The organism is Halomonas sp. KX33721 (assembly GCF_001596805.1).
Lineage (GTDB): Bacteria > Pseudomonadota > Gammaproteobacteria > Pseudomonadales > Halomonadaceae > Vreelandella > Vreelandella aquamarina.
Genome location: NZ_LVIA01000005.1, coordinates 88,890 through 101,882, shown reverse-complemented (window position 1 = coordinate 101,882; position 12,993 = coordinate 88,890). Strand labels below are relative to the sequence as shown.

Sequence of the window (12,993 nt, the reverse complement as noted above, 5' to 3'; positions counted from 1 at the left end):
CTTTAATACGTTGAAATACCTATCTTGGCGCGGGTCGCGGAGTCGCTGCCACGCCACGCCGTAATACATGGACATAACATCTTATATAGTACAATTATTGTACACAAATTGACATAACAGTTTTTCAGAATAGCGTCTCTATTTCGGGTTTTTTAGGCATAAAAAAAGCCACAACGAGGTGGCTTAAAGAGGTCGTTGGTAGTGCTCGTCGCGCTAATCTGGGTCGGTGTTACGCGGGTGTCGCTTGGCGTTTTCCTGGGTTTCCATGCCGCTTTTAAGCTCATGGGTAAGCGGGTCGTAGTTAGGACGCAATTCATCTTTCACCGTGCCGCTCCACAGCCTTGAGCCTACGAAGTATCCGGCCCTCCCGATCACGTGGGCGGCAATCGGCGCAGTGATTAAGATAAACACAATAATGGCAAACGAGCGTGCCACTACGCCCACTTCAGCAAAATGCATGGCCGATGCCAGCATGATTAAAATCACCCCGAGCGCCGCCGCCTTGGTGGTGGCGTGCATACGCGTCAGCAAGTCAGGCAAGCGAAGTAAACCAACGGCGGCTAACAGCATAAAACTAGACCCTGTTAGCAGCATGGCCCCTTTAATTACATCAATCATCCCGCGGCCCTCCACGTTCTAAAAAGCGCGCAAAGCCAATGGCGGCTAAAAAGCCCATCAGCGCAATCACGATCGCGGCGTCCAAGAAGCTCGAGACGCCCGATTGAATCGCATACACACCGACCAATCCCACGACCGTCGTCGAGAACAGTTCTAGGGCCACTACGCGATCTGGCAGACTAGGTCCGCGCACCACGCGAACGAAGGTCAGCACGAGCGCCAAGCCCATGATCACCTGACTAATTAAAATCACGGTTTCCATTAACGAAATAACTCCAGTGCCCTGTGTTCCATCTCTTTCAAATTGCGTCGAAGCTCCTCTTCGTCGTCCAGGAACATCGCATGGATATACAACACTTTACGGTCATCGGACACGTCTAGGCTCAGGGTACCCGGTGTGAGCGAAATCAAATTCGCCACCAGGGTGATCTCCATTTCGGTGCGTGCCGACAGCGGTAAGGCAATGACCCCCGGCTGCATGTGCCAAGGCGGCGTCAGGATATCGAATGCCACGCGTAAGTTGGCCTGAACCAACTCTTTGATGAAAAAACCGAGAAAGCCGATGAAGCGCGGCACACGAGCAGGATAGCCTTTCAACCCATCGACTTGAGGCTCAATCAGCAGCAACGCGATATAGCCAAAAATCATCCCCACCAACAAATTCAACCCGGAGAAGTCGCCGCTCAGCAGCACCCAGGCCAAACCAAGCAAGAGGTTCCAAATGGCGCCGGTCATGGTGTTTCCTCCAAGCGGTCATCGACACGTTCGGCCTGTATCTCAATGGGATCCAGTAGCGCTGCTTCCGCACTTGCGGAGGCACCGAGTACCGCTTCGATATAGCCTGAGGGCGTCATCAATTGATCGCCTATTTGGTTCATCACCAGCATGATGGGTTCGGCAAACACGCCAATAAGCAGGGACATCATGGCCAGCACCACGACAGGCAGATACATCATCCATAGGCTGGGCTTCAGTAACCGGCCATCATCGCCTGTCGGTGTCGGTGTTTCGGGCACCTGGTTTTCTTCAGGTAGCGCCTTCCAGAACACTTCGTTCCAGATCTTCACCATGGAGTAGAGCGTCATCAAACCCACGGCCAGGGCGATGCCGGTCGCCACGTAAGCCTTTGCCTCAAAGCCTGCGCGCACCAGCACGAATTTGGCAAAGAAACCCGACAGCGGCGGAATGCCCGCCAGAGAGAAGGCGCTAATAAAGAACGCCACGGCCAGCCAAGGGCGTTCACGATATAGCCCGCCCATCTTTTTAAGCTGGTAAGTGCCCTGTAGGCGGTGGGTAATCCCGCTAATTAAGAACAGGTTCGTCTTCACAATGATGTTGTGCATGATGGCAAACACACCGCCTGCAATCGCCAGTGGTGTATAGAGCGCCAGCCCCAGGATCATATAGCCAATCTGGCTGACGATATGAAACGAGAGGATACGCCGGAATTCATACTGGGCGGCCGCCCCCAGCACGCCGGTCACCATAGTGAGAACGGCCCCCCACAGCATGATGTCCTGTAGGTAGCCCATGGTCTGATCGAAGATTAGCGTAAATACCCGGAACAGTGAGTAAACGCCCACTTTGGTTAACAGGCCTGCAAACAGTGCGGATACCGCCACCGGAGGCGTGTGATAAGAAGCAGGTAGCCAGAAAAACAGCGGAAACGCAGCGGCTTTGATACCAAAGGCCACCATAAACATCACCGCCAGCACTTCGACCATGCCGCTGTGCTCGGCTTCATCCATGCGCAGCGCGATATCGGCCATATTGAGTGAGCCCACCGTGCCGTAAAGCAGGCCTACCGCAGTGAGAAAAATGACCGATGCCAGCAGATTGAGCGTCACATACTTGATGGCGCCCTCCATCTGCGCGCGCTCGCCTCCCAGCGTCAGGAGCGCAAACGAAGCCACCAGCATGACTTCAAACCAGACATAGAGGTTGAAGATATCGCCCGTTAAAAAAGCACCCGCCACACCCGCCAACAGCAGATGCATAAGGGGGTAGTAGCCAAATTTTTCGTGGCCGCGGCCAGTCGTCGCCAGGGAGTAAATCCCCATGGCCAAGCCGATGATTCCGGTGAGCAGAATCATCACAGCGCTGAGCATGTCAGCGACGAGCGTTATCCCAAACGGTGCTGGCCAACTGCCCATTTGAATGGTGATGTAGCCATCTTCTAAGACCGCAACGAACAGCCACAGGCTGACGACAAATAGTACGACGTTGCCAGCCACGGCAATAAAGCGCTGCATGGGCCTCGAGCGCCAAAACATCAGCGAAATGGCCCCGGAAAGCAGCGGCAGCAAAACGGGAAGTGCGACTTCAGGCCTCACGTGTCGGTATCCTTCATCTTGTCTAAATCATCTGCCTTAACGATTTCGTAGGCCCGGCGGATCAATACCACCGCAAACGCCAATACCCCAAAGGCAATCACGATAGCGGTAAGCACCACCGCTTGAGGCAGTGGGTCAGCGACATCGCCCAAAGGCTGCATCATCCCTTCAGGAATCAGCGGCGGTGCGCCACGAGTCATACCGGCGGTAGTAAAAATCAGCAGGTTGGCGGCATTAGAGAGTAGCATCAAGCCAATCACGAGTTTGACGATAGAGCGGCGTAGCATCATAAAAATAGCGGTGGCGTATAACAGGCCAATCGCCAGTGCCATTAACGGTTCCATGGACGGCCTCCTGCAAACAGCGGGTTGGGTAACTTATGGCTCATCCTTATCCACCTCCATTAATGCCATGACCATGCCCATCACCGACCCCAACACCGCCAGATACACTCCGATATCAAAAATCAGCGGCGTAGACGCTTTAAAGTCGATCACCGGAATCGTCCACCACTGAGCAGTCAGAAAAGGCTGCCCCATGAACCAAGCGGGCACTACCGAGATCATCCCAAAAAAGAGTCCTGCGCCGATCAAGTCTCGCGGGTCGACCATGCGCAGCACCTCTTTGGTGGCACTGACCCCGAAGGCAAACAGGTAAAGAGTGAACGCCCCAGCTGCTACCAATCCGGCAATAAAGCCGCCGCCCGGTTCGTCATGGCCACGCAGCAGCAGAAAAACCGAGAACATCAGTTGCAGTGGCATCAGGAACCGCGCTGCCGTATTCAGAATAATCGTGCCTGATTTAACCATCGTAGGGCTCCTTCACGCTGGCTTTGTCGCTATCCGTCGCTTTGCCTTCTGTCTCCCCATGACGCAGCTTTAGCATCGCAATCACACCAATCGCGGCTAACGCTAAAACAAACATCTCGCCGAGCGTATCGAGGGCACGATAATCCACCAAAATGACGTTGACGATATTGCGACCATAGGCAAGCGGCGCGCTGTTTTCCACCATATAGGTAGAGATCGATTCAAACTGGTCGATACTCCAAGCGGTTATGATCAGCAAGAAGATTAACACCCCCATGGTGGCCGCAACGGCCCCATCACGGATGCGCTCAAGGTTGGTGGAGAGGTTCGAAAAAACGCGGCAGCCTAAAGAGCACAAGCACCAGCAGAATCACCGTCATGGTTTCTACCAGCAGTTGGGTAATCCCCAAATCTGGCGCGCTAAACAGAATAAAGATCAGCGCGATGGAGAAGCCCATAATGCCCACCGATACCACGGCGCCTAAGCGGGAGCGTGAAATTGTGGCAAACAGCGCCCCCATTGCCATGGTGCCCACCACAATGACTTCATGGAAACGCACGTCTAGGGAGAGCGCCAGCTGCGGAGAGTGGCGCAGCAGTATTGAGTTGCCAATCAGCGCGATCAGCACTACCAGCATGACCAGGATGTAATTGCGCATATAGCCGTTTTGCAGCAGGCGTGTCTGCCATTCAGAGAAGCGCACGACGCCATTCATCAAGCCTTCGTACCCCGCCTCGGGGCCATGACGCATCACTGGTGCCAACCTGGCTAACTGGGCGCGTACGCTGTCCCACCGCTTGAACAGCAAAAAGCCGAAGATCAAGCTCACCACCGACATAATCAGCGCCACGTTGACGCCGTACCACAGCGACAGCGAGACCGGCAGCGTCTCCCCCGCCACCGCCGTTGCTGCCGAGGTCAAGAGCGCATCGGCCCCTAGCACAGCAGGGGCCAAGCCAAGCGCGAGCGACCCGAATGCCAATAGGCCTGGGCCTATCAGCATACTCAACGGCGCCTCATGGGGTGTTTGGGGTGTTTCATGGCGTGCGCCGTAGAACGGCCGTAGCGCAATAATCGCCGCCACCGCAATGGTCAAGATGGCTGCCAGGAAAGCAAACAGCACCAGCAACAGTTGAATGCGCTCGGCGCCTAACGCTGCCTCCAGCATGAGTTCCTTACCGATAAAGCCAAACAGCGGCGGCACACCTGCCAAGGAGAGCGCCGCCACAAAAGCGATTACCGCCGTGACAGGCATAACGCTTCGTAATCCGCCCATGGCGGTGACGTCTTTCGTGCCGGTTTCATGGTCAAGGATGCCCGCCACCATAAACAGCGCCCCTTTATACATGGAGTGGGCGAGCAGAAAGGTGACAAAAGCAGTCATGGCGTATTCGGAGCCAATCCCCAGCAGCATAGTGAGCGTTCCCAGCGCCATAATGGTGGAGTAGGCCAGCAGCTTTTTGATATTGGTATGGTGAATGGCTAAGAAGGCACCCGTCAGCATGGTGGTCGCCCCCACCACTGAGAGTATTGTCACCCACATGGCCGTGCCACCCAGCTCAGGCTGAAGGCGTGCCAACAGGTAAATCCCCGCTTTCACCATGGTAGCGGAGTGCAGGTAGGCCGACACAGGGGTCGGCGCCGCCATAGCGTTAGGTAACCAGAAGTGGAATGGGAACTGCGCCGACTTGGTAAAGGCTCCTAGCAATAAGCAGATCAGCATAGGGGCATAAAGCGCATGCTGGCGCAGGTCATCGTCTGACTGCAAAATCTCACTCAGAGACCAGCTGCCGCTGGCGATACCCAATAGCACCAAACCTGCCATTAACGCCAAGCCACCAGCAACCGTCACAAAAAGCCCCTGACGAGCGGATTTGCGTGCTTCAATATCAGTATGGTTAAAGCCAATCAGCAGGTACGAGGTGATGCTGGTCAGCTCCCAGAAAATAAACAGCGTCAGCAGGCCGTCCGCTAACACAAGCCCCAGCATAGAGGCCATAAAGGCGACGAGGGCGAGGTGGAAACGGGCAATATCTTGGTGGCCTTTTAAGTAGCCACCCGCATACACCAGGACACAGGTGCCAATCACCGTAATCAGCAAGCCAAACAGCAGAGAAAGGCCATCCAGTAAAAAGCTAAGGCTAATGCCTAGCGAAGGCACCCACGACCACTCAAGTAACTGAGGCCCGTCACTCAACACCAGGGGCGCTTGACTAAAAAACCAACCAGCCAGAAACGCCGGAAACAGCGCAAGCAGCAGGCTTGTTCGCTCCCCAAACCAACGGTTGAGCAGCGGTGAAGACGCTGCCAACACGAAGCCCATTAACACGGCAAATTGCATCCGGCGCTTTCTCCCTAGTGACGTTCATTCATCCCAATAAGCCGCCTATACAGATGCACAAGCCGCTTAAACGTTGAATAAGTGTGATTTTATATGCACAAACCTTATACTAGCGTTTCTCACATTTCTAGAAAAGACGGCCCCAATAAAAAACCGCCTAACGTAATACGCTAGACGGTTTTTATAGCAAATACGCGACTTTACGGTGTCGACAACCAGCCAGAGAGCTCGTTATTGACCACTGCCAATAGTGCATCTATATGGTCATCGCGGTCATTCAAACAGGGGATATAGCTAAAGGTTTCGCCACCCGCTTCCATAAAGCTGTCGTGGATCTCCTCTTTGATCTCCTCAAGGGTTTCCACACAATCAGAAGAGAATGCTGGCGAAAGAATCGCAATATGCTTATGCCCCTGCTTGGCCAGCTCGGCAACGTGCTCCACTGTTTGCGGGCCAACCCACTTCTCGGGGCCAAACTGCGACTGAAAGGCGGTATCCACCTCCTCCTTGCTTAAGCCCAGCTTCTCACGCAGCAGCCGTGTGGTTTTCTGGCATTGGCAGTGGTAGGGGTCGCCTTCCATTAAATAACGCTCAGGCACCCCATGATAGCTGGCAACTAACTTGGTCGGGCGGCTCTCAAACCCGTCATAAGCTTCCTGTACCGAATTCGCCAGCGCCTGGATATAGGCAGGATGCTCAAAATAAGCGGGCACGGTGCGAATATAGGGCTGCCACTTCATCTTCATCAGCGTGCGAAACGCCTGATCATTCGCCGTCGCGGTGGTGGGCGAGCCGTATTGCGGGTAAAGCGGGAAGAACACAATGCGCTCGCAGCCCTTCTCTTTCATACGCTTTAGCACGCTATCGGTGGAGGGGTTGCCGTAGCGCATGCAGAAATCAACTTCTACATCATCGCCATACAACGCCTTTAAGCGCTCGGTCATTTTTTCCGTTTGGGCACGCGTGATGGTTAGCAGCGGGCTTTCATTCTTCTCATTATTCCAAATACTTTTATACGCATGGCCAGATGAAAAAGGCCGCTTGGTGAGAATGATCAGCTGCAGCAGCGGCTGCCATTTCCAACCGGCGTAATCCACAACCCGTTTATCGGATAAGAACTCGCTGAGATAGCGGCGCATGGACCAGTAGTCGGTGGCATCGGGTGTTCCCAGGTTGGCCAGAACTACGCCCACCTTGGCGCGGGGAACCGCAGGGTGACTGCTGGGCGCATGAGTTAAACGCCCCTCACCGGGTTGATCCTTTACAACGCTATCGGCCATCTCGCTCACTCCTTAGGTGCAGTACATAATGGGCAAAATCTTAACACTTTTCGGCAAAGTCGCGGCATAATCAGGGAGATGGTTTATCGGCATGGACGCCAGCCGGGCGGGCCCTGTATGCGGTGTTGGGCTACCGGCGGCTGGTAAGACTTTCTTGCTTAGCGGGCCTGCGAAGCATGATGGATGCAGGCTACCGTTTTTTTGCCCGACGCCGTATCCGGCTGGGGCTGTGGTGGGAAAAGCGTTAGGTTAAACCGTTAGTTAACCAGTGATTAAAAAACTAGCGGCATACGCGAGGTCAGTGGCGAGCTGTAATGGGCGTCGTGACCAATCACTTCATCCTGCGGCACATGTTGCACCAGGTAAGCGCGATGGATGCCTGCACGTTTTAGCTCCAGATAAACGTCATCTAATGAACGGAACAGCATCGGCTTATTACGTTGCATCAGCATATGGCGTTCGCCTTCTACATCTTCTAGCTCTACTTGGTAGAAGCGGCTTCCCGAATGGGTAATCACCCGAATCTCAAAGTTGTCGTGACTCGCGACGAACTGTTTGAGCGCTTTCAGTTCCATGGTTCCCTCCTGTTATTGGTCATCGTCATGGAGCACAGCATGACGCGGCCCCATGACAATGATATTACCGTGGCACTAACTGCCTAAGAGGGCAATAACAGAAAAGAGTTCCTGACCAACTCGTCAACTTATGGTCGATTTACTGATACTCGGACGGATCAATCGCCTTACCCAGCGAGTTGCGGTCAATCCAATTACCGCCTTTGGTCTCTTTGTACCGAAACACTACTTTGTCGCCGACCGCGACGGGAAGTTCAGCATCTTCCGTTTGGTAGCTGTACTTCTCTCCCTCCACTACCAGAAAGTAGCGATAAAGGTCGGGCATGCCCAGCCACTCTTTAAAAGGCCCCTCGCGCTCTAGCGACTGGAGTTCACCGCGGCCTTCCAACTTAGGAAGACGTTTGCGGTTACCGCGCCTAAAACCACCTGCCATTTGTTACTCCTGTCTATCTATCTGCTCGAGGCGAACTGCTCATGAGGGTGCGCATTATACGTTCTCCCCCATGTCGCTCAAGTTAATCGCCAAACGCTTCGCCATAGCTATCGGGAGCCAGGTCCTCAAAGCGCGTGTATTTACCAATAAAGGCCATGTGCACCGTACCAATCGGCCCGTTACGCTGCTTACCGATGATCAGCTCCGCAATCCCCTGGTTGTCAGGGTTATCCGGGTTATACACCTCATCCCGATAAACGAAGGCAATGACGTCAGCATCCTGCTCAATCGCTCCCGATTCCCTCAAATCCGACATCACGGGGCGCTTGTTGGGGCGCTGCTCAAGGGAGCGGTTGAGCTGCGAAAGCGCCACAACCGGGCAGTTGAACTCCTTTGCCAAACCTTTCAAAGAGCGGGAGATCTCGGAGATCTCGCCGGTACGGTTTTCGGAGAAGCCGGGTATCTGCATTAGCTGCAGGTAGTCGATCATGATGAGCGCCATATTACCGTGCTCGCGTACCACGCGGCGCAGGCGTGAGCGCATTTCATTGGGCGAGAGCGCGGCGGTATCATCAATAAACAACTGTTTATCTTTCAGCAGGTTCACTGCCGAGGTGAGGCGCGGCCAGTCTTCATCCTCTAACTGCCCCGAACGTACCCGCGTTTGGTCAATGCGCCCCAGTGAAGAGAGCATACGCAGCATCAGCGATTCGGCGGGCATCTCCATGGAGAACACCATCACCGGCTTGTCGCTAGAGATGACCGCGTGCTCGACCAAGTTCATGGCGAAAGTCGTCTTGCCCATCGAGGGGCGCCCGGCGATGATCACCAAGTCCGAGGGCTGCAGGCCGGAGGTCATTTCATCCAGGTCACGGAAGCCGGTCGATAGCCCGGTCATCTCGCCTTTGAGGTTGAAGAGCTCATCGATACGGTCGACCGCTTTGGTAAGCAGGTCGCTCATACCAATGGGGCCACCGGTTTTGGGGCGCTCTTCGGCAATTTGAAACACTAGCCGCTCGGCTTCGTTTAACAGCTCATCGGCGGGCCGCCCTTGCGGAGAGAACGCCCCTTCAGCAATTTGATTGGCTGCCCGAATCAGCTTACGCAGCGTGGCGCGTTCGCGAACAATATCTGCATAGGCGCGAATGTTGCTGGCTGAGGGTGTATTGCGGGCCAGCTCTGCCAAAAACCCGAGCCCACCTACAGTATCTAACTGGTCACGGGCTTCCAGCGCTTCGGAAAGCGTGACTACGTCTAGCGGCTGCCCTGACTCCGCTAGATGAATCATGACATTGAACACCAACCGGTGCTCATAACGATAAAAATCGTCGGCTACCAAGCGCTCAGAGACGTTGTCCCACGCCTGATTGTCCAACATAAGCCCGCCTAACACCGACTGCTCCGCCTCTAGCGAGTGCGGCGGCAGCTTAAGCGCCGCCGTTTCTTGATCAGCAGAAGGCTGGTCCTGCATAGCGAGCTCCTTAAAATAACGCATTGCCAACGGCGCTTATCTTAGCCGGGCAGCTTCCTTCGTACCACTGGCATAGCGAATCAGTAGCAGCTTAAAAAGACAAAGGGCGCGGGATATCCCGCGCCCTTAGAGGCGTTAGCGTTGGCGAGCGAGATTACTCGGCGACAACGACCACGCGTACAACGGCGTCCACTTCTGCATGCAGGTGGAGGTCGATGTCGTATTCGCCAGTTTGACGAATCGGGCCCTGCGGCATACGGACTTCGCTCTTGGCAACTTCGATGCCAGCAGAGGAGATCGCGTCGGCCAGGTCACGCGGACCGATAGAACCAAACAGTTTACCTTCATCACCCGCTTTAGAAACCAACGACAGTTCGATGTCGTTAAGCTGCTCAGCACGTGCTTGGGCTTCTGCTTTACGCTCAGCGGCTTGAGCTTCAAGCTCTGCACGCTGCGCTTCGAACGCTTCAACGTTTTCTTTGGTAGCCGGTACGGCTAAACCGTAAGGCACCAAGTAGTTACGACCATAACCAGGCTTAACAGTGACCTTGTCACCCAGGCCGCCCAGCTTACCAATGTTGTCGAGCAGAATGACTTCCATCTCGTAAACCTCTTGTCAATTGCTGCGGGCAAGGCGTGCGCGAACGTTCGCGAATGTATCAATCAGCCCCAACAGCAGCACAATGAGAATCGTGGGCCAGGTCGTGATCAGCAGCACATAAAATGCCACCAGCCACAGCCCGTTCATCCCCTTAATTCCAATAAACCCATGCACTAACGCAATACCGGCTATCAGCAGCGGAATCCAACTCAGCATGGCCAGCGCCTGCGCTCCCAGCACCATACCTGCCACCCCAAGCACTACTAAAATAGCGAGTTCTTTAGGGGCCAGGCGCAGCGCATGGAATTCTTCACGAAAGCCACCTGGGTTATAAAGCCCAGCCTGCCAGCTGCGTGCTAGCGCCAAACATGCGATGGCCGCTAACAACACAACCAACCCCGTGACGCCGCCAATGACCATGGCGGCCAGAGTCGTCGTATCGATGCCTTGGTTGGCAAACTCCGTGAGCATGCGGTCGATCTCTTGCGAGCTCTCGCGCAGCTGCTCCAGCATGAGTTCGGTGCCACCCGGCGGGCTGAAGATGCCAAGCTGCACCATGACCGCGGCCGCTAAGGTGCCAACGATCAAGGCTTCACTCCAGCGCATCCTCTCGCGCAATATGACCGCCATGAGCGAAACGAGTAGTACGCTCGCCAGCGGAATCACATCACCCTGCGCCCACCAGAAACCGGCTGGTAATGCCGCAGCGATAATGACGGGAAGCGCGGGAGCAAAGCCCTTGCGCAGCGTCACTAACGCCGCAATGGCCGCACCTAACCAAAACAGCCAGGGCACTAACGCTGCTAGCGCTGCCCCGCCTGCGGCATAGGGCGTGCCACGCATCAGCCATCTTGCGAGTGCCAGCATCACGTCAAACGCTTACTGGTGGCTATCGGAGTAGGGCAGCAGTGCCAGGTAGCGTGAACGCTTGATAGCGGTCGCCAGCTGACGCTGATAGCGTGCTTTGGTGCCGGTGATGCGGCTCGGAACGATCTTGCCGGTTTCGGTGATGTAAGCCTTCAGCGTGTCGAGATCTTTATAGTCGATCTGCTTGACGCCTTCAGCGGTGAAGCGGCAAAACTTACGGCGACGGAAAAAACGTGCCATGGACTAGCTCCTTAAAACGTGCGGTGGATAAAATCAGGCAGTTTCTTCAGTTTCAGCGCGCGGTTTTTCTTCGCGACGCGGACGCTTCTCTTCTGCCGGCTTCATCATCGGGGAAGCTTCGGTGATCGCTTCTTTGCAGCGAACAACCAGGCTGCGGATGATGGCGTCGTTGAAACGGAAGATGTTCTCGATTTCTTCGAGAGTCTCGCCGGTGCACTCAACGTTCATCAGCACGTAGTGGGCTTTGTGGATCTTGTTGATCGGGTAAGCCAGGTGACGACGGCCCCAATCTTCCAGGCGATGCACAGTACCAGCGTTTTCGGTAACGATGCTGGTGTAGCGCTCGACCATAGCCGGCACTTGCTCGCTCTGATCCGGGTGGACCATAAACACGATTTCGTAATGACGCATGGAATCTCCTTGCGGTTTGGCAGCTTCCGGTGTGCGTTAGGGCAAATGCCTTAACCGCGACAGGGAAGCAAGGAGTTAACTGAAATGCCCCTTCTAGGCCGCGAACAGCCGAGACAGGACATCAAGCAGAACTGTTGATCGTATAAGTCACTTACCAATACGAACGCCCGCTTATGAATAAACGGGCGCAAGCATTCTAGTGGGCTGGCCGCTAACTTGCAAGCTGCCGCTGACGAACGGCTTCAAACAAACAAATACCGGTAGCCACCGAGACATTAAGACTCGACACCTGCCCTGCCATAGGCAGCTTGGCAAGATTATCGCAGGCTTCACGGGTCAAACGGCGCATGCCCTTCCCTTCTGCCCCCATCACCAACGCGGTGGGGCCAGTCATATCAATCTCAAACACGCTGGCTTCTGCTTCACCGGCGGTACCGGTAATCCAAACGCCCGCATCTTTGAGCTTGGCCAAGGTGCGCGATAGATTCGTGACCTGATAGACCGGCACGACTTCCGCAGCACCGCAGGCGACTTTTCTGACCGTGGCATTCAAAGGTGCGGCTTTGTCTTTTGCGACAATCACGCCATGAGCCCCCGCAGCATCGGCACTACGCAGGCAGGCACCGAAGTTATGCACATCGGTGACGCCATCCAGCACCAGCAGTAGCGGCGGGGTAGGCGCTTGCCAGGCGCGCAACCTCAGCCATAACGATTCTTCGCCTTCCGGCGTTAATGGCGCGCAAAACGCCACCACGCCTTGGTGCGCCGCACCCTGGGTGAGCTGATCAAGCACCTCGCGAGGCTGCTCTTTAATACGCGCACCGCTTACCTGGGCATTTGCTACCACATCTTTTAGGCGGTTGCCCGCCCCCTGCTGAACCCAAAGCTCGCGCGGGGCTTCACCGCGTTCGAGCAGGCTCTCTAACGCATGAACACCATACACTTGGTCCAAGCCATCCGGCGTGCGAATGGCGGCATTACGCGGGTTACGTCGAGATGACGACGACTTCATG

The 12,993-nt window shown here is 55.1% G+C and carries 15 protein-coding genes and 2 pseudogenes; 1 reads left to right on the top strand and 16 read right to left on the bottom strand.

Annotation, left to right across the window (positions count from 1 at the left end; genetic code table 11):
* Positions 1-213: 213 nt before the first annotated feature.
* The 8 genes and pseudogenes from mnhG to hemH all read right to left on the bottom strand — a co-directional run bounded on the left by mnhG (position 214) and on the right by hemH (position 7,382).
* On the bottom strand, positions 214-618 hold the full coding sequence (gene mnhG, locus A3220_RS01980; protein ID WP_044628503.1) for a monovalent cation/H(+) antiporter subunit G: 405 nt from the start codon (positions 616-618) through the stop codon (positions 214-216).
* On the bottom strand, positions 611-880 hold the full coding sequence (locus A3220_RS01975) for a cation:proton antiporter (RefSeq protein WP_044628502.1): 270 nt from the start codon (positions 878-880) through the stop codon (positions 611-613). Before A3220_RS01975 ends, mnhG begins: the two co-directional genes overlap by 8 nt.
* On the bottom strand, positions 880-1,353 hold the full coding sequence (locus A3220_RS01970) for a Na+/H+ antiporter subunit E (protein ID WP_044628501.1): 474 nt from the start codon (positions 1,351-1,353) through the stop codon (positions 880-882). Before A3220_RS01970 ends, A3220_RS01975 begins: the two co-directional genes overlap by 1 nt.
* A complete protein-coding gene (locus tag A3220_RS01965; protein ID WP_062372776.1) occupies positions 1,350-2,951 on the bottom strand; it encodes a Na+/H+ antiporter subunit D in 1,602 nt (533 codons plus the stop codon). The genes A3220_RS01970 and A3220_RS01965 overlap by 4 nt, the downstream gene beginning before the upstream one ends.
* The gene (locus A3220_RS01960; RefSeq protein WP_044628499.1) at positions 2,948-3,295 is read right to left on the bottom strand and encodes a Na+/H+ antiporter subunit C; all 348 of its coding nucleotides are present in this window, start codon (positions 3,293-3,295) and stop codon (positions 2,948-2,950) included. Before A3220_RS01960 ends, A3220_RS01965 begins: the two co-directional genes overlap by 4 nt.
* A 33-nt stretch (positions 3,296-3,328) precedes the next feature.
* Positions 3,329-3,760 carry a Na+/H+ antiporter subunit B gene (locus tag A3220_RS01955; RefSeq protein WP_044628498.1) on the bottom strand — a complete coding sequence of 144 codons (432 nt, stop codon included), beginning with the start codon at positions 3,758-3,760 and terminating at the stop codon, positions 3,329-3,331.
* Positions 3,753-6,102, bottom strand: a pseudogene (locus tag A3220_RS01950) (putative monovalent cation/H+ antiporter subunit A). Before A3220_RS01950 ends, A3220_RS01955 begins: the two are co-directional and overlap by 8 nt.
* A gap of 200 nt (positions 6,103-6,302) precedes the next feature.
* Positions 6,303-7,382 (bottom strand): ferrochelatase, encoded by a 1,080-nt coding sequence (hemH, locus tag A3220_RS01945; RefSeq protein ID WP_044628496.1) that lies wholly within the window; start codon positions 7,380-7,382, stop codon positions 6,303-6,305.
* 79 nt (positions 7,383-7,461) lie between these two features.
* Between hemH and A3220_RS17730 the strand changes: the two are divergent.
* Positions 7,462-7,630, top strand: a pseudogene (locus tag A3220_RS17730) (DUF393 domain-containing protein); the annotation flags it as partial.
* 24 nt (positions 7,631-7,654) lie between these two features.
* On the opposite strand, the gene A3220_RS01940 reads toward A3220_RS17730, so the two are convergent.
* From A3220_RS01940 to rlmB, 8 genes are all read right to left on the bottom strand, one after another.
* Complete coding sequence (locus tag A3220_RS01940; protein ID WP_044628495.1) at positions 7,655-7,957, bottom strand: DUF6482 family protein; 303 nt, start codon at positions 7,955-7,957, stop codon at positions 7,655-7,657.
* A 139-nt stretch (positions 7,958-8,096) separates the two neighbouring features.
* Positions 8,097-8,390, bottom strand: a complete 294-nt coding sequence (locus tag A3220_RS01935) for a hypothetical protein (RefSeq protein ID WP_044628494.1) — start codon at positions 8,388-8,390, stop codon at positions 8,097-8,099.
* 82 nt (positions 8,391-8,472) lie between these two features.
* Positions 8,473-9,861, bottom strand: a complete 1,389-nt coding sequence (gene dnaB, locus A3220_RS01930) for a replicative DNA helicase (RefSeq protein WP_044628493.1) — start codon at positions 9,859-9,861, stop codon at positions 8,473-8,475.
* Between the two features lie 154 nt (positions 9,862-10,015).
* Positions 10,016-10,462 carry a 50S ribosomal protein L9 gene (gene rplI / locus A3220_RS01925; RefSeq protein WP_044628492.1) on the bottom strand — a complete coding sequence of 149 codons (447 nt, stop codon included), beginning with the start codon at positions 10,460-10,462 and terminating at the stop codon, positions 10,016-10,018.
* Between the two features lie 15 nt (positions 10,463-10,477).
* Positions 10,478-11,329: a hypothetical protein gene (locus A3220_RS01920; protein ID WP_044628491.1), complete on the bottom strand. Its 852-nt coding sequence runs from the start codon at positions 11,327-11,329 to the stop codon at positions 10,478-10,480.
* 12 nt (positions 11,330-11,341) lie between these two features.
* A complete protein-coding gene (gene rpsR / locus A3220_RS01915) occupies positions 11,342-11,569 on the bottom strand; it encodes a 30S ribosomal protein S18 (RefSeq protein WP_009097135.1) in 228 nt (75 codons plus the stop codon).
* Positions 11,570-11,602: 33 nt separating this feature from the next.
* A complete protein-coding gene (rpsF, locus tag A3220_RS01910; protein WP_062372773.1) occupies positions 11,603-11,980 on the bottom strand; it encodes a 30S ribosomal protein S6 in 378 nt (125 codons plus the stop codon).
* Between the two features lie 211 nt (positions 11,981-12,191).
* Positions 12,192-12,992, bottom strand: coding sequence for a 23S rRNA (guanosine(2251)-2'-O)-methyltransferase RlmB (rlmB, locus tag A3220_RS01905; RefSeq protein ID WP_062372769.1), 801 nt, complete (start codon positions 12,990-12,992; stop codon positions 12,192-12,194).
* Position 12,993: the final 1 nt, after the last annotated feature.

Excerpts from the sequence above, each read along its gene's own strand:
- mnhG (WP_044628503.1), bottom strand. The coding sequence starts at position 618 with ATGATTGATGTAATTAAAGGGGCCATGCTGCTAACAGGGTCTAGTTTT.
- A3220_RS01975 (WP_044628502.1), bottom strand. The coding sequence starts at position 880 with ATGGAAACCGTGATTTTAATTAGTCAGGTGATCATGGGCTTGGCGCTC.
- A3220_RS01970 (WP_044628501.1), bottom strand. The coding sequence starts at position 1,353 with ATGACCGGCGCCATTTGGAACCTCTTGCTTGGTTTGGCCTGGGTGCTG.
- A3220_RS01960 (WP_044628499.1), bottom strand. The coding sequence starts at position 3,295 with ATGGAACCGTTAATGGCACTGGCGATTGGCCTGTTATACGCCACCGCT.
- A3220_RS01955 (WP_044628498.1), bottom strand. The coding sequence starts at position 3,760 with ATGGTTAAATCAGGCACGATTATTCTGAATACGGCAGCGCGGTTCCTG.
- hemH (WP_044628496.1), bottom strand. The coding sequence starts at position 7,382 with ATGGCCGATAGCGTTGTAAAGGATCAACCCGGTGAGGGGCGTTTAACT.
- A3220_RS01940 (WP_044628495.1), bottom strand. The coding sequence starts at position 7,957 with ATGGAACTGAAAGCGCTCAAACAGTTCGTCGCGAGTCACGACAACTTT.
- A3220_RS01935 (WP_044628494.1), bottom strand. The coding sequence starts at position 8,390 with ATGGCAGGTGGTTTTAGGCGCGGTAACCGCAAACGTCTTCCTAAGTTG.
- dnaB (WP_044628493.1), bottom strand. The coding sequence starts at position 9,861 with ATGCAGGACCAGCCTTCTGCTGATCAAGAAACGGCGGCGCTTAAGCTG.
- rplI (WP_044628492.1), bottom strand. The coding sequence starts at position 10,462 with ATGGAAGTCATTCTGCTCGACAACATTGGTAAGCTGGGCGGCCTGGGT.
- A3220_RS01920 (WP_044628491.1), bottom strand. The coding sequence starts at position 11,329 with ATGCTGGCACTCGCAAGATGGCTGATGCGTGGCACGCCCTATGCCGCA.
- rpsR (WP_009097135.1), bottom strand. The coding sequence starts at position 11,569 with ATGGCACGTTTTTTCCGTCGCCGTAAGTTTTGCCGCTTCACCGCTGAA.
- rpsF (WP_062372773.1), bottom strand. The coding sequence starts at position 11,980 with ATGCGTCATTACGAAATCGTGTTTATGGTCCACCCGGATCAGAGCGAG.
- rlmB (WP_062372769.1), bottom strand. The coding sequence starts at position 12,992 with ATGAAGTCGTCGTCATCTCGACGTAACCCGCGTAATGCCGCCATTCGC.